16 protein-coding genes are annotated in these 21,624 nt (G+C 71.3%); 14 read left to right on the plus strand and 2 right to left on the minus strand.

What is annotated here, in order from left to right:
* Window positions 1-171: 171 nt before the first annotated feature.
* The 5 genes from ACFY1L_RS23570 (at window position 172) to ACFY1L_RS23590 (ending at window position 8,007) form a co-directional block, all read left to right on the plus strand.
* Window positions 172-3,216, plus strand: coding sequence for an FAD-binding and (Fe-S)-binding domain-containing protein (locus tag ACFY1L_RS23570; RefSeq protein ID WP_388827532.1), 3,045 nt, complete (start codon window positions 172-174; stop codon window positions 3,214-3,216).
* 88 nt (window positions 3,217-3,304) lie between these two features.
* Complete coding sequence (locus ACFY1L_RS23575) at window positions 3,305-4,429, plus strand: lipid II:glycine glycyltransferase FemX (protein ID WP_388827535.1); 1,125 nt, start codon at window positions 3,305-3,307, stop codon at window positions 4,427-4,429.
* A gap of 225 nt (window positions 4,430-4,654) precedes the next feature.
* Window positions 4,655-4,792 (plus strand): hypothetical protein, encoded by a 138-nt coding sequence (locus ACFY1L_RS23580; RefSeq protein ID WP_361276889.1) that lies wholly within the window; start codon window positions 4,655-4,657, stop codon window positions 4,790-4,792.
* Window positions 4,793-4,892: 100 nt separating this feature from the next.
* Window positions 4,893-6,941, plus strand: coding sequence for an ABC transporter ATP-binding protein (locus ACFY1L_RS23585; RefSeq protein ID WP_388827538.1), 2,049 nt, complete (start codon window positions 4,893-4,895; stop codon window positions 6,939-6,941).
* Between the two features lie 118 nt (window positions 6,942-7,059).
* A complete protein-coding gene (locus tag ACFY1L_RS23590) occupies window positions 7,060-8,007 on the plus strand; it encodes a DMT family transporter (protein WP_388827541.1) in 948 nt (315 codons plus the stop codon).
* A 16-nt stretch (window positions 8,008-8,023) separates the two neighbouring features.
* Here the strand turns inward: ACFY1L_RS23590 and ACFY1L_RS23595 are convergent, their stop codons facing one another.
* Window positions 8,024-8,764, minus strand: coding sequence for a class I SAM-dependent DNA methyltransferase (locus ACFY1L_RS23595; protein ID WP_388827544.1), 741 nt, complete (start codon window positions 8,762-8,764; stop codon window positions 8,024-8,026).
* Between the two features lie 129 nt (window positions 8,765-8,893).
* Here ACFY1L_RS23595 and ACFY1L_RS23600 point away from each other — a divergent pair, with 129 nt between their 5' ends.
* The 9 genes from ACFY1L_RS23600 to ACFY1L_RS23640 all read left to right on the plus strand — a co-directional run bounded on the left by ACFY1L_RS23600 (window position 8,894) and on the right by ACFY1L_RS23640 (window position 20,203).
* Window positions 8,894-9,688 carry a TIGR03084 family metal-binding protein gene (locus ACFY1L_RS23600; protein ID WP_388827547.1) on the plus strand — a complete coding sequence of 265 codons (795 nt, stop codon included), beginning with the start codon at window positions 8,894-8,896 and terminating at the stop codon, window positions 9,686-9,688.
* The gene (locus ACFY1L_RS23605) at window positions 9,685-11,382 is read left to right on the plus strand and encodes an acyclic terpene utilization AtuA family protein (RefSeq protein ID WP_388827550.1); all 1,698 of its coding nucleotides are present in this window, start codon (window positions 9,685-9,687) and stop codon (window positions 11,380-11,382) included. Before ACFY1L_RS23600 ends, ACFY1L_RS23605 begins: the two co-directional genes overlap by 4 nt.
* Window positions 11,337-12,977, plus strand: coding sequence for an acyl-CoA carboxylase subunit beta (locus ACFY1L_RS23610; RefSeq protein WP_388827553.1), 1,641 nt, complete (start codon window positions 11,337-11,339; stop codon window positions 12,975-12,977). Before ACFY1L_RS23605 ends, ACFY1L_RS23610 begins: the two co-directional genes overlap by 46 nt.
* Before the next feature lie 8 nt (window positions 12,978-12,985).
* The gene (locus tag ACFY1L_RS23615; RefSeq protein WP_388827556.1) at window positions 12,986-14,833 is read left to right on the plus strand and encodes a biotin carboxylase N-terminal domain-containing protein; all 1,848 of its coding nucleotides are present in this window, start codon (window positions 12,986-12,988) and stop codon (window positions 14,831-14,833) included.
* Between the two features lie 57 nt (window positions 14,834-14,890).
* Window positions 14,891-16,027 carry an acyl-CoA dehydrogenase family protein gene (locus ACFY1L_RS23620; RefSeq protein WP_388827559.1) on the plus strand — a complete coding sequence of 379 codons (1,137 nt, stop codon included), beginning with the start codon at window positions 14,891-14,893 and terminating at the stop codon, window positions 16,025-16,027.
* Window positions 16,028-16,053: 26 nt separating this feature from the next.
* On the plus strand, window positions 16,054-17,622 hold the full coding sequence (locus ACFY1L_RS23625; protein ID WP_388827562.1) for a 4-coumarate--CoA ligase family protein: 1,569 nt from the start codon (window positions 16,054-16,056) through the stop codon (window positions 17,620-17,622).
* The gene (locus ACFY1L_RS23630) at window positions 17,619-18,353 is read left to right on the plus strand and encodes an enoyl-CoA hydratase family protein (RefSeq protein WP_388827565.1); all 735 of its coding nucleotides are present in this window, start codon (window positions 17,619-17,621) and stop codon (window positions 18,351-18,353) included. The genes ACFY1L_RS23625 and ACFY1L_RS23630 overlap by 4 nt, the downstream gene beginning before the upstream one ends.
* Complete coding sequence (locus ACFY1L_RS23635; protein ID WP_388827568.1) at window positions 18,341-18,952, plus strand: TetR/AcrR family transcriptional regulator; 612 nt, start codon at window positions 18,341-18,343, stop codon at window positions 18,950-18,952. Before ACFY1L_RS23630 ends, ACFY1L_RS23635 begins: the two co-directional genes overlap by 13 nt.
* Window positions 18,953-19,174: 222 nt before the next feature.
* Window positions 19,175-20,203 carry an isopenicillin N synthase family dioxygenase gene (locus tag ACFY1L_RS23640; RefSeq protein ID WP_388827571.1) on the plus strand — a complete coding sequence of 343 codons (1,029 nt, stop codon included), beginning with the start codon at window positions 19,175-19,177 and terminating at the stop codon, window positions 20,201-20,203.
* Window positions 20,204-20,308: 105 nt separating this feature from the next.
* On the opposite strand, the gene ACFY1L_RS23645 is transcribed toward ACFY1L_RS23640, so the two are convergent.
* The gene (locus ACFY1L_RS23645) at window positions 20,309-21,409 is read right to left on the minus strand and encodes a citrate synthase 2 (protein WP_388827574.1); all 1,101 of its coding nucleotides are present in this window, start codon (window positions 21,407-21,409) and stop codon (window positions 20,309-20,311) included.
* Window positions 21,410-21,624 lie beyond the last annotated feature (215 nt).

Below are 21,624 nucleotides of genomic sequence, written 5' to 3' on the forward strand. Positions count from 1 at the left end.
GGTGAAACCTCGTCCGTCGGCTGAGACGCGTGTCTCGGTGGCCGTCCCTGGGGGCTGCCGCCCCCAGACCCCCGTTTCGGCCTGAAGGGCCTCGTCCTCAAACGCCGGACGGGCTGGATGGTGCCGGGCGTGGTCTGGATGATGGCGATCGTGGGCTGATTTGCTGTCCCCATGGCGGATCTCGAGGCACGTTTGCGCGAGGTTGTCCGGGGTGATGTGCGGTTTGACCTCACTGCCCGGGCGTTGATGACCATGGACGCGTCCAACTATCGGCGGGTCCCGCTGGGCGTCGTCGCGCCGCGGGACGGCGATGATGTCGCCGCGGTGCTGGCCGTGTGTCGGGAGGGCGGGGTGCCCGTCGTGGCCCGTGGCGGTGGTACGTCCATCGCGGGGCAGGCCACCGGGACCGGGGTCGTACTGGACTTCACCCGGTATATGAACCGGCTCGTGTCCCTCGACGTGGACGCGCGTACCGCCGTCGTCCAGCCGGGGCTCGTCCTCGACCGGCTGCAGGAGGCCGCCGCATCGCACGGGCTCCGGTTCGGGCCCGATCCCTCCACGCACAGTCGGTGCACGCTCGGCGGGATGGTCGGGAACAACTCGTGCGGCTCGCACTCGGTGGCGTGGGGGACGACCGCGGACAGTGTGCGGGAGCTGGACGTGGTCACCGCGCGGGGCGAGCGGCTGCGGCTCGGGCAGGGGTGGGCCGGGGCGCCCGAGGGGCTGCGGGGGCTGGTGGAGGGGGAGTTGGCGCGGCTGCGGACCGGGTTTCCGGAGCTGCCCCGCCGTATCTCCGGATATGCGGTGGATGCGCTGCTGCCGGAGAAGGGGGCCGATGTCGCCCGGTCCTTCTGCGGGAGCGAGGGCACGCTGGGGGTGCTGACGGAAGCCGTCGTACGGCTCGTCGAGGCGCCGCGCGCGCGTGCGCTCGCCGTGCTGGCGTACGCCGACGAGAGCGCCGCGGCGGAGGCGGCGGCCGGGTTGCTGCCGTACGGGCCGTTGACGGTGGAGGGGATGGCGGCCGATCTCGTGCCCGCGGCGGCGATCAGTGTCTTGCCGCGGGGTGGGGCCTGGCTGTTCGTGGAGACCGGCGGGGAGTCGGCCGCGGAGGCAAGCGCGCGTGCGGAGGCGATCGTGCGTGCCGCGGATGTCGTGGACTCGCTCGTGGTGACCGGAGCGGGTGAGCAGCGGGCTCTGTGGCGGATCCGGGAGGACGCGAGCGGTACGGCGACCCGGATGCCGGACGGGTCCGAGGCCTGGCCCGGCTGGGAGGACTGCGCGGTGCCGCCGGCCCGACTCGGCGCGTATCTGCGGGACTTCAGGGGGCTGCTCACACAGCACGGGCTGCGCGGAACGCCGTACGGGCATTTCGGGGACGGCTGCATCCATGTGCGGATCGACTTCGATCTGCTGACCGCGTCGGGCATCGGGCGGTTCCGGCGGTTCTCGGAGGAGCTCGCCGAGGTGGTCGTGGCGCATGGCGGGTCGCTCTCCGGGGAGCACGGGGACGGGCAGGCGCGGGCCGAACTGCTGCCGAAAATGTACGGCGAGGAGATGGTCGCCCTCTTCGAGCGGGTGAAGGGCGTCTGGGACCCGGACGACCTGCTCAACCCCGGGATGCTGGTGCGCCCCGCGCCCCTGGACGCCAACCTCCGCTTCTCCGTGCTGCCCCGCAGACCGGTGGACGTGGCCTTCGGCTACCCGGCGGACGGCGGCGAGTTCTCGGCGGCGGTGCGGCGGTGCGTGGGGGTCGCGAAGTGCCGTACGACAGCGGCGTCCGGGGCGTCCGTCATGTGCCCCTCCTTCCGGGCGACCGGCGAGGAGGAGCACTCCACGCGCGGGCGTGCCCGGCTGCTGCACGAGATGCTCGCGGGCGAGCTGGTGACCGACGGCTGGCGTTCGACGGAGGTCCGGGACGCGCTGGATCTGTGCCTGTCCTGCAAGGGCTGCCGCTCCGACTGCCCGGTCGAGGTCGACATGGCCACGTACAAGGCGGAGTTCCTGCACCACCACTACGAGGGGCGGCGCCGCCCGGCCGCGCACTACAGCATGGGGTGGCTGCCGGTGTGGCTGCGCTGGGTGACACGTACGCGAACGGCGTGGCTGGTCAACTCCCTCGCGTCCGTACGCCCGTTGACGGCGGTCGCCAAGCGGCTGGGCGGGATCGCGCCCGAGCGGGAGCTTCCTCGGGTGGCGTCCGAGACGTTCAGCCGGTGGTGGCGGCGCAGGACGGCGGCGCAGGCGCGGCGGCTGCTGGACGAGTTGAAGAAGGAGGGGCAGCTGGGCCGCCGTCCGTGGTTCGGCGTTGCGGCGGACGAGGACGAGGCCATGGAAGCCCTGCCCGAGGGCGGGATCGAGGACGAGGAGGACGACACCGAAACCGGCGGCTTCCCGCCCTCCGTCGCCCTGTGGCCCGACACCTTCACCGAGTACTTCGCACCGGACGTCGGCAAGGCGGCCCTGCGGGTGCTGGAGGCGGCCGGGATGTCGGTGATGCCGACGCCGTGGATGAAGTGGAAGGCGGAGCACTCTCCCGACGACGGGTCGTGGGGGTACAGCGTGAATCCCTTGACGTCCCGCCGTGCCCGCGTCTGCTGCGGGCTGACGTACATCTCGACGGGCCAACTCGACCGTGCCCGCAAGGTGTTGCGCCGCACCCTCGACCTGCTGGACCTGTTCCTGGACCCCGGGCTGGGCGAGGACGCCCCGGCCTTCGTCGTCCTGGAGCCCAGCTGCGCCGCGGCCCTGCGCACGGACCTGCCGGAGCTGCTGCACGACGACCCGCGCGCGAAGCGTCTCGCCGGCCTGGTCCTGACCTTCGCGGAGGCGCTGGACCGGTACGCCCCCGACTGGACCCCGCCGCGCCTCGACCGCCCGGTCACCGGCCAGACCCACTGCCACCAGCACGCGGTGCTCGGCGACACCGCCGACCGCCGGCTGCGCGAGGCCGCGGGCCTGACCGGTGAGCTGTCCGGCGGCTGCTGCGGCCTGGCGGGCAACTTCGGCTTCGAGAAAGGCCACTTCGAGGTGTCGGCGGCGTGCGCGGAGGACCAGCTCCTGCCGGCGGTGCGGGAGGCCCCGGAGGGGGTGGTGGTCCTGGCGGACGGGTTCTCCTGCCGGACGCAGTTGGAGCAGCTGGGCGGGGTGCGCGGAAGGCACCTGGCGGAGGTGCTGGCGGAGGCGCTGGAGTCCGGGGGAGACGGACGGAACGCATGAGCCCGCCCGTGTCACCGCCGGGCGCGGGAACCGGCGCACGCACGGGCGAGCTCATTAGATGGCAGGACCAGCCACCCGAAGGAGCCCCATGCCCCTCCATCTCCGCCCCCTCACCCGCGCCGAGCACCTCGCCTTCGTCGCGGACCGCCCCTCCGCCAGCCATATGCAGGTCCCCTCCTGGGGCGAGGTGAAGCCGGACTGGCGGGCGGAGAGCCTGGGATGGTTCGAGGCGGACGGGCGGCTCGTCGGGGCGGGGCTCGTGCTGTACCGGCCGTTGCCCAAGCTGAAGAAGTACCTCGCCTATCTCCCCGAGGGGCCGTTGATCGACTGGTCCGCGGCCGACCTCCGCGAGCGCTGGCTGGAGCCGATGCTCGCGTACCTCAAGAAGCAAGGCGCGTTCTCCGTGAAGATGGGGCCGCCCGTCGTCGTACGGCGTTGGAGCGCGGACGCGGTCAAGGCGGCGATCGCCGATCCGGCGGCCCGGCGGCTGCGGGACGCCGAGGCGACCTCGACCGAACCGGGCGCGCTCGACGTGGCCGACCGGCTGCGCGCGGCCGGGTGGAAGCAGACGGAGCCCGGCGGCGAGGAGGGCTTCGCGGCCGGGCAGCCGCGGTACGTGTTCCAGGTCCCGTTCGCCGGGCGGTCGTTGGACGACATCCAGCGCGGCCTCAACCAGCAGTGGCGGCGCAACATCAAGAAGGCGGAGAAGGCCGGCGTCGAGATCGTCCGCGGCGGCTACGACGATCTGCCCGCCTTCTACGTCCTGTACACCGAGACCGCCGAGCGCGACCGCTTCCTCCCGCGCCCCCTGCCCTACTTCCAGCGCATGTGGACCGCCCTCACCGCCGAGGACCCCGACCGTATGCGCCTCTACCTCGCCCGCCACGACGGCGACGTCCTCGCCGCGGCCACGATGCTGACGGTCGGCGAGCACGTCTGGTACTCCTACGGCGCCTCCACCGCCCGCAGGCGCGAGGTCCAGCCCAACAACGCCATGCAGTGGCGCATGATGTGCGACGCCCATCAACTCGGCGCTGCCGTATACGACTTCAGGGGCATCACGGACACCCTGGAGGAGTCGAACCATCTGCTGGGGCTGCTGCGCTTCAAGGCCGGGGCCGGCGGAGAGGCCGTCGAGTACCTCGGGGAGTGGGACTTCCCGCTCAACCGGCTGCTGCACAAGGCGCTCGACCTCTACATGGCACGTCGATGAACACCGCCGGTTTCATCAGCTGACTCTCAGGTTCATAAGAGAACTCTCAGGTTCGGCGGCCTCACTCAGGTTTCACCCAGGTATTCACAGCGCTTGTTTGCCGTTAGGTCGCCGACTTTGCCGTTCCTTGAGTTCCGGGCCGTGTACGTTCTTCGATGTCGGGTTCCGGACGCGGAATTCAGCAGAACCGGCATCACAAGTACAGTGCGAACCAAGGAGTCGGAAATGAGCCTCAAGAAGCTCGCCCCGCTGCCCCCGAAGCCCAAGTCGAAGCAGCTGCCTCCCCCGCCGCCGCCGAAGCCGAAGAAGAAGCACCACCCCAAGCCCCCGGCTCCGAAGCCGATCCCCGGCGCGGACAGCTGAGACAGCCGACAGAGGGTCGACGGCATGCCGTCGACCCTCTTCCTTCGTGGAATTCTTGGTATTCGCGAATTCCGGTGACGGTTGGTGGAGGGAATGCGAGATGGAAGTGGACGAGGATGACGAGTTCGAATACGAGGAAACTCCCACCATTCCGGCCCGCACCGCTTTCCGCCGCTTCTGGCCGCTGACCAAAGGCCTCCGGAAATGGCTGATACTCGTCTGGGTGTGCACGGTCCTCGCCGCGCTCGCCGAGACCGAGGCCATCCTGGTCTTCAGCGACCTCACCGACAACGCCCTGCAGAAGGGGTCCCTGGCCGCGTTCTGGACCCCGGCCGTGAAGTGGCTGGCCGTGGCGGTCGTCGGCGCGATCGTCGCGTACGCCGGGAACTCCCTTGCCGCCTGGGTCACCGAACGCTTCGTGATGAGACTGCGCGAGCATGTCTTCGACCACGTACAGCAGTTGCCCCCGCACTTCTTCCAACGCCACCGCCAGGGCGACCTGTTGTCCCGGCTGACAAGTGATGTCGAGGCCATCGAGACGATGGTCGTGTCCGGCCTGGTCGGCGCGGCCTCCGCCGCCTTCTCCGCGCTCTTCTACGCGGCCGCCGCCTTCTGGCTGCGCTGGGACCTGGCCGCCGCCACCTTCGTCCTCGCCCCTCTCTTCTGGCTGGCCGCCCGCCGCTTCTCCGGCTCCATCAAGGACGTCTCGCGCGAGGGCCGGGTCGCGGACGGCGCCATCACCTCCGTCGTGGAGGAGTCGCTCGGCAACATCGTGCTCACCCAGGCCTACGACCGCCGGGACGCCGAGCGCCGCCGTCTGAACGAGGAGGCGAGCGCCTGGTTCCGCGCCTCCGTCCGCTCGACCCGTCTCAACGAGGCCTACGAGCAGCTCGTGCAGGTCATCGAGACGGTGTGCGTGCTCGCGGTGATCGGCATCGGCGCCTGGGAGATCTCCACCGGCCGGATGACCCTCGGCCAGCTCCTCGCCTTCGCCGCCTTCCTCGGCTACCTCTACCCGCCGGTCCGCGGCCTGGCCCAGCTCGGCCTCACGGTCACCGCGGCTACGGCCGGCGCGGAACGGCTCATCGAGGTCCTCGACGTCGAACCGTCCGTCGCCGACCCCCGGCGCGGCGCCGACGTGGGCCGCCCCGACGGCACGGTCGAGGTCCGCGCCGTCTCCTTCAGCTACCCGGGCGCCGACACCGCCGCCCTGCAGAACCTGTCCTTCACGGTCAGCCCCGGCGAGCTGGTGATCGTCACCGGCCCGAGCGGCGCAGGCAAGTCGACGGTCTCCAAGCTGCTGCTGCGCTTCTACGACCCGGACGCGGGCGAGCTGCTGCTCGACGGTGTCCCGCTGCGCGACTTCCCGCTCGCCCGCCTGCGCGGATACGTGACGCTGCTCCCGCAGGAGACCCTCGTCCTGCACGACACGGTCCGCGCGAACATCGCCTGCGGCCGCCCCGGCGCCAGCGACCAGGCCATCGAGGACGCGGCGCGGGCGGCCGACGCGCACGACTTCATCATGCGACTACCAGAGGGCTACGACACCAGGGTCGACCCCAACTCGGCCCGTCTGTCCGGCGGCCAGCTCCAGCGCCTCGCCATCGCCCGCGCCATCCTGCGCGACGCACCCGTACTGGTCCTCGACGAGCCGACGACCGGCCTCGACGCGATGGCCGCCCGCCGGGTCGTCAAGCCCCTGCGGCGCCTGATGACCGGCCGTACCACCATCATGATCACCCACGACCTCAACCTCGCCCCCGACGCCGACCGCATCCTCGTCGTCGACCGCGGCCGCATCGTCGAGACGGGCCGGCACGAGGAGCTGCTGGCGCGCGGCGGGGCGTACTCGCGACTGCACCGCTCGCAGAACAACGCCGTGATGGACACCGGCGAGCTGCGGCTGCCGCTGTTCGTGGAGGCGGCGACGGAAGCGGCGCCCCAGCCCGTGCAGGGATACGAGGCATACGACGCGGCGGCGTACGGGACCTGGCAGGCGCAGGCACCGGCGTACACCTACGACTACGGCGCCTACGACCAGTACACCCACGACCAGTACGCCCAGGCAGCCCATGTGGCGACGGTCCCCACCACGCTCCCCGACGGGCGCCCCCTCTTCCGCGACGAGGAGCCCTGGCCCGGTATCTGAGTCCACGATTCGGGACAGCTGCATAACGGGTTTACGCGCCTGTCCGAGTCCATTACCGTGGACTCGTCAGTGCATCACGATGAACGAACCCGAACCCCGAGCCGAACCTGGACCGCCCGTGACCACGCCCAGCACGACCACGACCGCCTCGCCCTCGGCGGTGCACACCTCTGTGGCGCCAGGCCGTTGGGGTTCCCTCGGCCCGACCGGACTGGTCCTGGCCGGCGGTGTCTCGGTGCAGTTCGGCGCGGCGCTGGCGGTGAGCCTGATGCCGCGGGCCGGCGCGTTGGGCGTCGTGACGCTCCGCCTGTTCGCGGCGGCCGTCGTCCTGCTGGTGTTCTGCCGCCCCCGGCTGCGCGGCCACTCGCGCACCGACTGGGGCACAGTGACCGTCTTCGGCCTCACCATGGCCGGGATGAACGGCCTCTTCTACCAGTCCGTCGACCGCATCCCCCTCGGTGCCGCCGTCACCCTGGAGGTCCTCGGCCCGCTCGCGCTCTCCGTCCTCGCCTCCCGGCGCGCGGTCAACGCCGTCTGGGCCGCGCTCGCCCTCGCCGGCGTCTTCCTCCTCGGCGGCGGGGGCTTCGGCGACCTCGACCCGCTGGGCGTCGCCTTCGCCCTGGCCGCGGGCGCCATGTGGGCGGCGTACATCGTCTTCAGTGCGCGTACGGGCCGACGGTTCCCGCAGGCCGACGGGCTGGCGCTGGCCATGGCGATCGGTGCGGTGGCGTTTCTCCCGCTCGGTGTCGCGGAGTCCGGCAGCAAGCTTCTCGACCCGGTGACCGTGGGCCTGGGGGCGGCGGTGGCGGTCCTGTCCTCGGTCCTCCCCTACACCCTCGAACTCCTCGCCCTGCGTCGCCTGCCCGCCTCCACCTTCGCGATCATGATGAGCCTGGAACCGGCCCTCGCCGCGACGGCCGGTTTCCTGATCCTCGACCAGGCCCTGTCCGCCGTCCAGGCGGCCGCGATCGCCCTGGTCATCGCGGCGAGCATGGGGGCGGTACGGACGCAGGTGGGGCGGAGGAAGGCGGCGGAGCCGGGGGCGGCGGGTTCCGGGAACGCCTGACCGCCGGGAGAGCCGCTCAGCCGGCCGTCTTCTCCCATACGGACACATGCGACCGGCTCTCGCCGGTGAACGGCTCCCGCGTCCAGCCCGCCCACCGGTCACGCAGCCGCATCCCGGCCAGCCGGGCCATCAGGTCCAGCTCCGCGGGCCACACGTACCGGAACGGCACGGACCAGAACGAGCCGCGGCCGTCCTCGACCTTCACGTGGTGCGAGCTCATCGCCTGCGTGGTGAGGTCGTACGTGTCGAAACCGATCCGCGTCTCGCCGACATGGAACGGCACCGTGTTCTGCCCCGGCGGCAGCCTGCGCAGGTCGGGGACCATGACCTCGACGACGAAGTGTCCGCCGGGCTCGAGATGGGCCGCGGCGTTGAGGAAGCAGTCGACCTGGGCGTCCTGCGTGGTCAGGTTCATGATCGTGTTGAAGACCAGGTAGGCGAGCGAGAAGCCGCCGTCCACCCGGGTCGACGCGAAGTCCCCGATCGTCACCCCGATCGCGTCACCGCCGGGCTTCGCGCGCAACCGCTCCACCATCGCCCGGGACAGATCGATGCCGTGCACCTCCACCCCGCGCCGCGCCAGCGGCAACGCGATGCGCCCGGTCCCGACGCCCAACTCCAGGGCCCGCCCGGCCCCGGCCAGCTCCGCCAGGAGGTCGACGGCGGGTTCCACCGCGTCCGACGTGAACATCTCCGACGACGACTCGTCGTACGCCGCCGCAATGGACTCTCCGAAGTAACCGTCCTCATCCAGCATCGGCCGAACGTACTGCGAGTGGAGTGACCGGTGCGCGTGAATTTCCGCCCCCACAGATGCTCGCGGTCCTTCCCACAAATTAATGCAAGCACGCTTGCTTGTTTCTGGTACCGCTGCCATGCTCGCCCCATGGCTGACCCGACGCCCGTCATCGACGATCTGTGCGCGGAGAGCGAGGAACTCGACCTGCTCGTGGCCGAGTTGAGCCCCGAGCAGTGGGCGCTCGCGACCCCGGCGCCCGGCTGGACCGTCGCCCACCAGATCGCGCACCTCGCCTGGACCGACCACTCCTCGTTGCTGGCGGTGACCGATCAGGACGCCTTCTCCCGCGAGGTCGAGAAGGCCCTGGCCCAGCCCGGCAACTTCGTGGACAACGGCGCGGAGGAGGGCGCCCGGAAGCCGCCCGCGCAACTGCTCGCGGACTGGCGGGCCGGGCGCAGGGCGCTGGCCGACGCGCTGCGAGCCGCACCCGACGGCGCCCGTTTCCCCTGGTACGGCCCGCCCATGGCCACCGCTTCCATGGCCACCGCCCGCCTCATGGAGACCTGGGCCCACGGCCTGGACGTGGCGGACGCGCTCGGCGTGGCCCGCACCCCCACCGACCGGCTCCGGCACATCGTCCGCCTCGGCGTCCGCACCCGCGACTTCGCCTTCGGTGTGCACGGACTGCCCACGCCGTTCGAGGAATTCCGCGTCGAACTGACCGCTCCTTCCGGCGAGTTGTGGGTCTACGGGCCCGAGGACGCCGACGACCGCGTCACCGGCACCGCCCTCGACTTCTGCCTCCTGGTCACCCAGCGTGCGCATCGAGAGGACCTCGCCCTGCAGGCGACGGGCCCCGACGCCGACCGCTGGCTGGACATCGCCCAGGCCTTCGCCGGACCTCCGGGCGACGGCCGCCCGCCGAAGGGAGCCGCCGGATGACGACTCTCCGTATCGGCAACGCCTCCGGCTTCTACGGCGACCGGTTCGACGCCATGCGCGAGATGCTCACCGGCGGCGAGCTCGACGTCCTGACCGGCGACTACCTCGCCGAGCTGACCATGCTGATCCTGGGCCGGGACCGACTGAAGGACCCCTCCGCCGGATACGCCCGCACCTTCCTCCGTCAGCTGGAGGAGTGCCTCGGCCTCGCCCACGAGCGCGGGGTTCGCATCGTCACCAACGCCGGTGGCCTCAACCCGGCCGGACTCGCCGACGCCGTACGGAACTTGGCCGACCGGCTCGGCATCCCCGTCCGCGTCGCCCATGTCGAGGGCGACGACCTCACCGCCGCCCACCCGGGCAGTCTCGCGGCCCACGCCTACCTCGGCGGTTTCGGTATCGCGGCCTGTCTGCGCGAGGGCGCGGACGTCGTCGTCACCGGGCGGGTGACGGACGCGGCGCTGGTCACCGGGCCCGCCGCCGCCCACTTCGGCTGGCAGCCGGGGGAGTACGACCGGCTCGCGGGTGCCGTCGTCGCCGGGCATGTGCTGGAGTGCGGGGCGCAGGCCACCGGCGGCAACTACGCGTTCTTCGCCGAACGAGGCCGTGACATCCGGCGGCCCGGCTTCCCGCTCGCCGAGCTGCACGAGGACGGCACCGCGGTCATCACCAAACACCCCGGCACCGGCGGCTTCGTCGACGTCGGCACGGTGACCGCACAGCTCCTGTACGAGACGGGCGGCGCCCGGTACGCGGGCCCCGACGTCACCGCCCGCCTCGACACGATCCGTCTCACCCAGGACGGCCCCGACCGCGTCCGCGTCGAGGGCGTCCGCGGCGAGGCCCCGCCCCCGACCCTCAAGGTCGGACTCAACCGGCTCGGCGGCTTCCGCAACGAGGTCGCCTTCGTCCTGACCGGCCTCGACATCGAGGCCAAGGCCGCGCTGGTGCGGGAACAGATGGACGCCGCTTTCCGGGAGGCCAAGTCCGCGCCCGCCGACGTCCGTTGGGACCTCGTCCGCACCGACCGGCCCGACGCCCCGACCGAGGAGACGGCGAGCGCACTGCTGCGGCTCGTCGTACGGGACCGGGACGAGGCCGTCGTGGGGCGGGCGCTGAGCGGGGCCGCCGTCGAGCTGGCGCTGGCCAGCTACCCGGGCTTCCATGTGCTCGCGCCACCTGGAAAGGGCGCGCCCTATGGGGTCTTCGAGGATGTGTACGTCCCCCATGGCGCCGTAGACCATGTGGCCGTCCTCCACGACGGACGCCGGATCCCCGTGCCGCCGGCCCACGAGACCCTCGTACTCGACGATCTTCCGGAACCGCCGCTGCCGGAGCCGCTGCCCGCCGGGCCGCTCAAGCGCGCTCCTCTCGGCCTGGTCGCCGGGGCCCGCAGCGGTGACAAGGGCGGGAACGCCAACGTGGGGGTGTGGGTGCGGTCGTCCGCGGGAGACGCAGCCTGGCGGTGGCTCGCGCACGAGCTGACGGCGGACCGGTTCCGCGAGTTGATCCCCGAGAGCCGCGAGCTCCCCGTCACCCGGCACCTCCTGCCGAACCTCCGCGCCCTGAACTTCGTCGTCGAGGGCATCCTCGGCGAGGGCGTCGCCGCCCACCACCGCTTCGACCCGCAGGCCAAGGCCCTCGGCGAATGGCTGCGCTCCCGCCACCTGGACATCCCGGAGGCCCTCCTGTGACCGTCATCGACTCCGGCCTGGACCGGGCGGGTTCCGACTACCGGGCCAACCGCGAGGCCATGCTCGACAAGCTGGACCAGCTGACCGCCGAGCACGCGAAGGCGCTTGCGGGCGGCGGCGAGAAGTACGTCGAACGGCACCGGAAGCGCGGCAAGCTGCTCGCCCGCGAGCGCATCGAGCTGCTCCTCGACCCGGACACCCCCTTCCTGGAACTGTCGCCGCTCGCCGCCTGGGGCAGCGATTACACGGTGGGCGCCTCGCTCGTCACCGGCATCGGGGTCGTCGAGGGCGTGGAGTGCCTGATCACCGCCAACGACCCGACCGTCCGCGGCGGCGCCAGCAACCCCTGGTCGCTGAAGAAGGCCCTGCGGGCGAACGACATCGCCCTCGCCAACCGGCTGCCCTGCATCAGCCTGGTGGAGTCGGGCGGCGCCGATCTGCCGTCCCAGAAGGAGATCTTCATCCCCGGGGGCGCGATCTTCCGCGACCTGACGCGACTGTCGGCGGCCGGCATCCCGACCATCGCCGTCGTCTTCGGGAACTCGACGGCCGGCGGCGCGTACATCCCCGGCATGTCCGACCACGTGATCATGGTCAAGGAGCGCGCCAAGGTCTTCCTCGGCGGTCCGCCCCTGGTCAAGATGGCCACCGGCGAGGAGAGCGACGACGAGTCGCTCGGCGGCGCCGAGATGCACGCGCGCGTGTCGGGCCTCGCGGACTACTTCGCCGTCGACGAGCCGGACGCGCTGCGACAGGCCCGGCGCGTGGTCGCCCGGCTCAACCACCGCAAGGCGTACGAGGATCCGGGCCCGGCGGCACCGCCCAAGTACGACGAGGACGAGCTGCTGGGCATCGTCCCGGAGGACCTCAAGACCCCCTTCGACCCGCGCGAGGTCATCGCCCGGATCGTCGACGCCTCCGACTTCGACGAGTTCAAGCCGCTGTACGGGACGAGCCTCACGACCGGCTGGGCGACGCTGCACGGCTATCCCGTCGGCATCCTCGCGAACGCCCAAGGGGTCCTCTTCTCCGAGGAGTCCCAAAAGGCGGCCCAGTTCATCCAGCTGGCCAACCAGCGCGACATCCCGCTCCTCTTCCTGCACAACACCACCGGCTACATGGTCGGCAAGGAGTACGAGCAGGGCGGGATCATCAAGCACGGCGCGATGATGATCAACGCCGTGTCCAACTCGAAGGTCCCGCACCTGTCGGTGCTGATGGGCGCTTCCTACGGCGCCGGTCACTACGGCATGTGCGGGCGGGCGTACGACCCGCGCTTCCTCTTCGCCTGGCCGAGCGCCAAGTCCGCCGTCATGGGCCCGCAGCAGCTCGCCGGAGTCCTGTCGATCGTCGCCCGGCAGTCGGCCGCCGCGAAGGGACAGCCGTACGACGAGGACGCGGACGCCGCGCTGCGCGCCATGGTGGAGCAGCAGATCGAGTCCGAGTCCCTGCCGATGTTCCTGTCCGGGCGGCTCTACGACGACGGCGTCATCGACCCGCGCGACACCCGCACGGTCCTGGGCCTGTGCCTGTCGGCCATCCATACGGCGCCGTACGAGGGTGCGCGCGGCGGCTTCGGCGTCTTCCGGATGTGAGGGATCCAGTGATTGCTTCTGTCCTCGTGGCCAACCGGGGCGAGATCGCCTGCCGGATCTTCCGCACCTGCCGTGAGTTGGGAATCCGGACGGTCGCCGTGCACTCCGACGCCGACGAAAACGCCCTCCACGCGCGCGTGGCCGACACGGCGGTACGGCTGCCGGGAGCGGCGCCCGCTCGGACGTATCTGCGCGGCGACCTGATCGTGAAGGCGGCGGTCGCGTCCGGCGCGGACGCCGTGCACCCCGGCTACGGCTTCCTCTCGGAGAACGCCGACTTCGCGCGCGCGGTCATCGATGCGGGCCTGGTGTGGATCGGGCCGCCCCCGGAGGCGATCGAGGCGATGGCGTCCAAGACGCGCGCCAAGGAGCTGATGGGGATCGCGACCCTGGCCGAGGTGGGCGAGGCCGACCTTCCGGTGCTGGTGAAGGCGGCCGCGGGCGGCGGCGGGCGCGGCATGCGCATCGTGCGCCGCCTCGCCGAGCTGAACGCCGCCCTGGAGGGCGCACGCGCCGAGGCCGCCAGTGCCTTCGGCGACGGCGAGGTCTTCGTCGAGCCGTACGTGGAGGGCGGCCGCCACGTCGAGGTGCAGATCCTCGCGGACACGCACGGCACGGTGTGGGCGCTGGGCACGCGTGACTGCTCACTCCAGCGCCGCCACCAGAAGGTGATCGAGGAAGCCCCCGCACCGGGTTTGACTTCCGGACTGACCGACTCCCTCCACGAGATGGCCGTACGTGCCGCCAAGGCGGTCGACTACGTGGGCGCCGGCACGGTGGAGTTCCTGGTGGCGGGCGACAAGGCCCACTTCCTGGAGATGAACACCCGCCTCCAGGTCGAACACCCGGTGACGGAGGCCGTGTTCGACATCGACCTGGTGGCCCTGCAGATCCGGGTCGCCGAGGGCCACGCACTGGAGGAAGAACCCCCACGCGCGCGCGGCCACGCCGTCGAGGCCCGCCTCTACGCCGAGGACCCGGCGAGCGAATGGGCCCCGCAGACGGGCCACCTGCACCGCCTCTCCGTCCCGGACTCCGTCCGCCTGGACACGGGCTACGAGGACGGCGACGACATCGGCGTCCACTACGACCCCATGCTCGCGAAGGCCGTCGCCCACGCCCCCACACGCGCGGAGGCGATCCGCAAACTCGCGGGCGCCCTGGAACGCGCCACGATCCACGGCTCGACGACCAACCGCGACCTCCTCCTGCGCTCCCTGCGGCACAAGGAGTTCACCACCGGCCGCATGGACACGGGCTTCTACGACCGCCACCTCGACGAGCTGACGACCACGACCTCCGACCCGCACGCCCCCTTGGCCGCAGCCCTCGCCGAGGCCGCCCAGGGCCGCTCCCGCTTCGGCGGCTTCCGCAACCTGCCCTCCCAGCCGCAGACCAAGCGGTACGAGACGGCGGCGGGCGAGGAACACGAGGTCCGCTACCGGCACACACGCGCGGGCCTGGAGGCGGACGGGGTCCGGGTCGTGCACGCCGCGGCCGATCTCGTCGTACTCGAAGTGGACGGCGTACAGCGGAAGTTCAAGGTGGCGAGGTACGGCGACCGGGTGTTCGTGAACGCGACCGCCCTGACCGCACTACCCCGCTTCCCGGACCCCACGGCCCAGCACGCACCGGGCTCCCTCCTGGCCCCCATGCCGGGGACGGTCGTAAAGGTGGCCGAGGGCCTGGCCGTCGGAGCCGCCGTAAAGGCCGGAGAGCCGTTGCTCTGGCTGGAGGCGATGAAGATGCAGCACAAGGTCTCGGCGCCCGTCACAGGGACGCTGAGCGCCTTGCACGTGGTACCCGGCCGGCAGGTGACGGTCGGCTCATTGCTGGCAGTAGTGGAGGAGACCTAAGGGGCGCGGGGAACTGCGCGACCAGCCACGGACAACCCGCAGCCCGAAGGAGACCAGATGGCCCTCATCGAATCCGAAGAACACAAGGCCCTACGATCCGCAGTGGCCGCCCTCGGCAACCGCCACGGCCGCGACTTCGACCGGGAGCAACTCTGGTCCGAGGCAGCAAAGCTGGGCTACCTCGGCGTCAACCTGCCGGAGGCATACGGAGGTGGAGGCGGCGGAATAGCCGAACTCTCCATCGTCCTCGAAGAACTGGGCGCCGCAGGCTGCCCCCTGCTCATGATGGTCGTCTCCCCGGCCATCTGCGGCACTGTCATCGCCCGCTTCGGCACGGACGCCCAGAAACAGGAGTGGCTCCCCGCCCTGGCGGACGGCACCCGCACCATGGCCTTCGGCATCACCGAACCCGACGCCGGCTCCAACAGCCACCGCATCACCACCACCGCCCGCCGCGACCCGGACACCGGCGACTGGCTCCTCACCGGCCGCAAGGTCTTCATCTCCGGCGTCGACATCGCGGACGCCACCCTCATCGTCGGCCGCACCGAAGACGCACGCACAGGCACCCTCAAGCCCTGCCTGTTCATGGTCCCGCGAGACGCCGAAGGCTTCACGCGCCGCCAGATCGACATGGAACTCCACGCCAAGGAGAAGCAGTTCGAGCTGACCCTCGACGACGTACGACTGCCGTCCGACGCCCTGGTGGGCGACGAGGACGCCGGCCTCCTCCAGCTCTTCGCCGGCCTCAACCCCGAACGCATCATGACGGCCGCCTTCGCGATCGGCATGGGCCGCTACGCCCTCGCGCAGGCGATCACCTACGCACGGGAACGCACCGTCTGGAAGACCCCCATCGGCGCCCACCAGGCCATCGCCCACCCCCTCGCCCAGGCCCACATCGACCTCGAACTCGCCCGCCTGATGATGCAGAAGGCGGCATACCTCTACGACTCCGGGGACGACGCAGGCGCAGGCGAGGCCGCCAACATGGCCAAGTACGCGGCGGGCGAGGCCTGCGTCCGGGCCGTCGACCAGGCCGTGCACACCCTCGGCGGCAACGGCCTCACCCGCGAATTCGGGCTCGCCTCGTTGATAACGGCCGCACGCGTGGCTCGTATTGCTCCGGTGAGCCGGGAGATGATTCTCAACTACGTCTCCCACCAGACTCTGGGCCTTCCCAAGTCGTACTAGACCGTCGTGGCCGCCTTGGAGGAACCGTGTTCCGCAGCGAGTACGCAGACGTCCAGCCCGTAGAACTCCCCATCCATGACGCGGTGTTGGGCCGGGCCGCCGAGTTCGGTGACGCACCCGCCCTGATCGACGGCACCGACGGCACCACCCTGTCGTACGAACAACTGGACCGCTTCCACCGCCGCATCGCGGCCGCGCTCGCCGAGGCGGGCGTGCGCAAGGGCGACGTGCTCGCGCTGCACAGCCCGAACACCATCGCCTTCCCGACCGCCTTCTACGCGGCCACGCGCGCGGGTGCCTCCGTCACCACCGTGCACCCGCTGGCCACGGCGGAGGAGTTCGCCAAGCAGCTCAAGGACTCGGCGGCCCGCTGGATCGTCACCGTGGGTCCGCTGCTGGAGACCGCGCGCAGGGCGGCCGAACTCGCCGGCGGAGTCGAGGAGATCTTCGTCTGCGACAGCGCGCCGGGGCATCGGTCACTGATCGACATGCTGGCCTCCGCCGCCCCCGAGCCGGTCGTCGACATCGACCCGGCGGAGGACGTCGCAGCCCTCCCGTACTCCTCGGGCACCACGGGCATCCCCAAGGGCGTCATGCTCACGCACCGCCAGATCGCCACCAACCTCGCCCAGCTCGAACCCGTCATGCCGGCCGGCCCCGGCGACCGCATCCTCGCCGTCCTGCCCTTCTTCCACATCTACGGCCTCACCGCCCTGATGAACGCGCCCCTGAGGCTCGGCGCCACGGTCGTCGTACTTCCCCGCTTCGAGCTCGACACCTTCCTCGCGGCCATCCAGAACCACCGCATCACCGGCCTCTACGTCGCCCCGCCGATCGTCCTGGCCCTCGCCAAGCACCCGGCGGTCGCGAACTACGACCTGTCGTCCCTGCAGTACATCCTCAGCGCGGCCGCCCCCCTGGACGCCAAACTCGCCGCCGCCTGCTCCCAGCGCCTCGGCCTGCCACCGGTCGCCCAGGCCTACGGCATGACGGAACTCTCCCCCGGCACCCACGTCGTACCGCGAGACGCCATGCACGACGCCCCTCCCGGCACCGTCGGCAGGCTCATCGCCGGCACCGAGATGCGCATCGTCTCCCTCGACGACCCCGACAAGGACCTCGGCGCCGGCGAGTCCGGCGAGATCCTCATCCGCGGCCCCCAGGTCATGAAGGGCTACCTCGGCCGCCCCGACGCCACCGCCGCGATGATCGACAAGGACGGCTGGCTGCACACCGGGGACGTCGGCCATGTGGACGCCGACGGCTGGCTGTTCGTGGTCGACCGCGTCAAGGAACTCATCAAGTACAAGGGCTTCCAGGTGGCCCCCGCCGAACTCGAGGCCCTCCTCCTCACCCACCCGGGCATCGCGGACGCGGCCGTCATCGGCGTCTACAACGAGGACAACAACGAAGTCCCGCACGCCTACGTCGTCCGCCAGCCGACCGCAACGGACCTCTCCGAAGGCGAGGTCATGATGTACGTCGCCGAACGCGTCTCCCCCTACAAACGCGTCCGCCAGGTCACCTTCATCGACGGCGTCCCCCGGGCCGCCTCCGGCAAGATCCTCCGCCGGGAACTGAGGGAGCGCACATGACGTTGATCGGACGTACGCGCGCGCGTGGCGTCGAAACCCTCAGCCTCGACTCCCCGGCCAACCGCAACGCACTCTCGGCAGCACTCGTCGGCGAGCTCGCCGACGCGCTCACGGACTGCGCCAAGGACACCGACGTACGCGCCATCGTCCTCACCCACACCGGCAACACCTTCTGCGCCGGCGCCGACCTCCGCGACCCACCCCACCCCGACGCACTCGTCGGGGTGCTGCGGCAGATCGTCGAACTGCGCAAACCGCTCCTGGCACGCGTGACGGGCCACGTCCGGGCGGGCGGCCTGGGCCTGCTGGCCGCCTGCGACATCGCGGCGGCCTCGACCGAGTCCACCTTCGCGTTCACAGAAGTACGGATCGGAGTGGCCCCCGCGGTCATCTCCCTGCCGCTGCTGCCCCGCACGGATCCCCGCGCCCTCGCCCGCTACTACCTCACCGGCGAACGCTTCGAGGCACCCGAGGCGGCCCGCATCGGCCTCCTGACGGTGGCGGGCGACGACGTCGACGCCGTACTGTCACCCATCCTCGACGGCCTCCGCCGAGCCGCCCCCCAGGGCCTGGCCGAGACGAAAGCGCTGCTCACAGCTAAGGTGCTGGAAACATTCGACCGGGACGCGGCCGACCTCACCGCGCTCTCGGCCCGACTGTTCGCCTCCGCGCAGGCCCGCGAGGGGATGACGGCCTTCCTGGAACGACGGGATCCCACATGGGTGCTGTGACCGCAGACGACCGCGTCGACCGCGTGCCCAAACAGGACCGCAGCCGGGCCACCCGGCAGCGACTCCTGGAAGCCGCCGTGTCCTGCCTCGCCGAACACGGCTGGGCGGGCTCCACGGTCTCCGTCGTCGCCGAACGCGCCGGCGTCTCCCGCGGCGCTGCCCAGCACCACTTCCCGACCCGCGAGGACCTCTTCACGGCAGCCGTCGAATACGTCGCCGAGGAACGCTCCACAGCGATACGCGCCCTCTTCCCGCAAGGCGCGGCAGGCGACCGCCGAGCCGTGGTCTCCGCCCTCGTCGACCTCTACACGGGCCCCCTGTTCCGGGCGGCCCTGCACCTGTGGGTCGCCGCCTCCAACGAGGACCAGCTCCGCCCACGCGTCACCGAACTGGAGGCCCGCGTCGGCCGCGAGACCCACCGCATCGCCGTCGACCTGCTCTCCGCCGACGAATCCCGCCCGGGCGTCCGCGAAACCGTCCAGGGCCTGCTGGACATGGCCCGTGGCCTGGGCCTGGCGAACCTGCTCACGGACGACGGGGGGCGGCGGGAGCGGGTGGTGGCGCAGTGGGCGGCACTGCTGGACGAGACGCTGGGCTGAAGGTGCGGGCCTGAAGAGCGTTACCCTTTCCCCCATGCTTCTGATGCTCGTCCGACGCCGCCACGTGGACTACGTGCGCGTGACGAGCATGGGCTGTCGGCGCTCCGCCTGACCCAGCCCCCTCTGCCGTACTTCGGTACTTCCTTTCTTCCTTCCGGCACCCGGGGCCCCGCCCCACCCCCGGCGGCCGCCCCTGCCCCGTACACCCTGCGGACGCACCTCATGACGCACACTTCGACGACCCCGTCGTACGACCTGCTCCCGATCATCGACCTCTCCGCCGCCGACCGCGGCCCCCAGGCCCGTGCACTGCTCCACTCCCAGCTGCACAGCGCCGCCCACGACGTGGGCTTCTTCCAGCTCGTCGGGCACGGCGTGAGCCAGGCCGAGACCGAGCGGCTCGTGCAGGCCATGCATGCTTTCTTCCGGCTGCCCGAGGCCGACCGGCTCGCCCTCGACAACGTCAACTCGCCCCATTTCCGCGGCTACACACGCACCGGCGACGAGCGCACGGGCGGAAGCAGGGACTGGCGCGACCAGCTCGACATCGGCGCCGAGCGGCCGGCGCGGACACCCGGTCCCGGCGAGCCCGCCTACTGGTGGCTGGAGGGCCCCAACCAGTGGCCCGCCGCCCTCCCCGAACTGCGCACCGCCGCGCTCGCCTGGATCGACCGGCTGAGCGCGGTCGCCCAGCGGCTCCTGCACGAGCTGCTCACCGCCATCGGCGCACCCGCCGACTTCTACGACGGGATCTTCGGCGCCCACGCCCACCCGCACCTGAAGCTCGTGCGCTACCCGGGAACTGCCGCTGACGGCGCCGACCAGGGCGTCGGCGCCCACAAGGACTACGGCTTCCTGACCCTCCTGCTGCAGGACCGGGTCGGCGGCCTGCAGGTGGAGCGCGAGGACGGCCGGTTCCATGACGTGCCGCCACTGGAGGGCGCCTTCGTCGTCAACCTCGGCGAGCTGCTGGAGGTGGCGACCAACGGCTACCTGGTCGCCACCAGCCACCGAGTGGTGTCCCCGCCCGGCGCCACAGAGCGCTTCTCCGTGCCCTTCTTCTACAACCCGCGGCTGGACGCGAAGGTCGAGCCCCTGCAGTTCCCGCACGCGACAACGGCCCCCGGAGTCACCGACGACCCGGCCAACCCCCTGTTCGCCGAATACGGCTACAACGAGCTGAAGGGCAAACTGAGGGCCCACCCGCCAGTGGCCGAGCGACACCACGGGAACCTGCTCACCCCGGCGTGATCAACGCCATGCCAGGCGCGCGGGGCTGCATCGATTTGCGGCTCCGCCGCCTGGGCGCGACCAGCCACAACAGCCCGCAGTCGCCCGCGCTCCTGCCGTCACCCCTCAGTGGGCGATGTCCCCGTACCCCTCGATCTCCTGAGGCGACCGAGACCCCGGCCCCACATACCGCGCAGACGGCCGGACAAGCCGCCCCGTCCGCTTCTGCTCCAGAATGTGCGCCGACCACCCCGCCGTACGGGCACACGTGAACATCGACGTGAACATGTGCGCAGGGACCTCGGCGAAGTCGAGAACGATCGCCGCCCAGAACTCCACGTTCGTCGCGAGCACCCGATCCGGCCGCCGCGCATGCAGCTCCGCCAGGGCGGCCTTCTCCAGCGCCTCCGCCACCTCGAACCGCGGAGCGCCCAGCTCACGAGCCGTACGCCGCAGCACGCGCGCGCGTGGGTCCTCGGCCCGGTACACCCGGTGCCCGAAGCCCATCAGCCGCTCCCCCTTGTCGAGGGCCTGCTTGACGTACGCCTCCGCGTCCCCCGTCCGCTCGATCTCCTCGATCATGCCGAGCACACGGGACGGGGCACCGCCGTGCAGCGGACCGGACATGGCTCCTACGGCACCGGAGAGCGCCGCGGCCACATCCGCACCGGTGGAGGCGATGACGCGGGCGGTGAAGGTGGACGCGTTCATGCCGTGCTCGGCGGCCGAGGTCCAGTAGGCGTCTACGGCCGCGACATGCTTCGGGTCCGGCTCGCCGCGCCAGCGGATCATGAAGCGCTCGGTGATCGACTGCGCCTTGTCGATCTCGCGCTGCGGAACCATGGGCCGCCCCTGACCGCGGGCGGACTGGGCGACGTAGGAGAGCGCCATGACGGCCGCCCGGGCCAGGTCCGCGCGCGCCTGCTCGGCGTCGATGTCCAGCAGCGGTTTCAGGCCCCATACGGGCGCCAGCATGGCCAGGGCCGACTGGACGTCCACCCGGATGTCGCCGGAGTGCACGGGGATCGGGAACGGTTCGGCGGGCGGCAGACCGGGGTTGAAGGCGCCGTCGACCAGCAGCCCCCACACGTTTCCGAACGAGACGTGACCGACCAGGTCCTCGATGTCGACGCCCCGGTACCGAAGGGCGCCGCCCTCCTTGTCCGGTTCGGCGATCTCCGTCTCGAACGCGACGACTCCCTCGAGTCCGGGTACGAAGTCGGACATCAGGCGGCTCCTCGTGATGTGTACGACAGAAGTGGCTGGCGGCTCGGCCGCTGGATCCCCGGTCGGTCGTGCGACTCGCGGTCCTGGGTGGCCACCCTGGTGATGCCCCGTACGGCTGCTCACTCAACCGGAACGGCATCAGCACGATATCCCCGAGTGCCACATTTGGGGAGAGTGCGCGGCACTCAGTGCCACATCCGGCTCTTCGATGATGA

The sequence above is a fragment of the Streptomyces sp. NPDC001663 genome, assembly GCF_042893105.1.
Taxonomy (GTDB): domain Bacteria; phylum Actinomycetota; class Actinomycetes; order Streptomycetales; family Streptomycetaceae; genus Streptomyces.